This is a genomic window from Bradyrhizobium sp. Ai1a-2, from assembly GCF_000426245.1.
Lineage (GTDB): Bacteria > Pseudomonadota > Alphaproteobacteria > Rhizobiales > Xanthobacteraceae > Bradyrhizobium.
Window position 1 is genome coordinate 1 of the sequence record NZ_AUEZ01000247.1, and the last position, 1,045, is coordinate 1,045.

Genomic DNA, 1,045 nt, shown 5'->3' on the forward strand with positions numbered 1-1,045 from the left:
GTACTCTTCGGTAAATGACCGACGTTGACGTTCCATTCGACACCTCCGGGCTCAATGAGCCTACTACAGGTGTCCACTCATTCGGAGGAGGTTCATTTGCGACTGTTTCGCGAGAAAACTTTCTTCGGGGCCGTCGGTGGCACGCAGTGACCCCCGGGGGCCCGTCATTTGCGTTTGCGTACCAACGACCCCACCCTCGTCTACCAAGACGTTGTCATCTCCCTTGATCCAAAGCGTGGCGTCAACAATGGCAGTCCGTCACTTCACGCGTGGCTGATGCACAGAGTCGGACCGCTAAGGGGGGCGACAGTTGTCCACGTAGGTGCGGGAACGGGCTATTTCAGCGCCATTCTTGCCGAACTGGTCGGCAAAGAGGGGCGAGTGTTGGCTATCGAATATGACAAGTCATTGGCAAAGCTCGCAAAGAAGAACCTGAGACCTTGGAGGAACGTCGAAGTCTTGAATGCCGATGGCAAGAACTGCGCAATTCCATTGGCTGATCTCACTTACGTCAATTTTGCGGTAAGCCGACCAGCCATCACCTGGGTCGAAAATCTAAAGGAGGGCGGACGTCTTCTATTTCCTCTTGGAGTTCCCGAACGGGAAGCGCGGTTTGTAGGGCGACATGCGATGCATGCTGTTGCATTGCTAGTCAGACGTCGGAGAAAAGAGTTTATGGCGGAGGCATTACGCGAAGTGTCATTTGTTTTCGCTGAGGGAGGCGATGCTGTTGTCGAAGCGTCTGAGGAGAGACAGTTGAGGAAGGCACTTGCCTCCGAAGGATGGCGAAACGTTTCGACCCTCTATTGGAAGCGCCGGGCAAAGGGACGATGTTGGTATGTTGCCAAGGATTGGGCACTAGGCGTCAAGAGCTGCCCCCCCCCCGGCAAGATCCAAACGTCCCTAAGCGCTCCTGCGGCTTAGGCGACCATCGAAGCGGCCGCTGCGCTGCGAGGTTCAGCCAGCGCTGGCTCTCTTGAATAAAGTTCAGCGTAAGCGCGCATTTTGCTGCACAGGCTGCGCGCGCGGCTGGCCGCGGTGTCGC

1 protein-coding gene is annotated in these 1,045 nt (G+C 56.6%); it reads left to right on the forward strand.

From position 1 onward, the window contains the following. Nucleotides 1–168: 168 nt before the first annotated feature. Complete coding sequence (locus K288_RS51980) at nt 169–924, forward strand: rRNA adenine N-6-methyltransferase family protein (protein WP_084800150.1); 756 nt, start codon at nt 169–171, stop codon at nt 922–924. Nucleotides 925–1,045 lie beyond the last annotated feature (121 nt).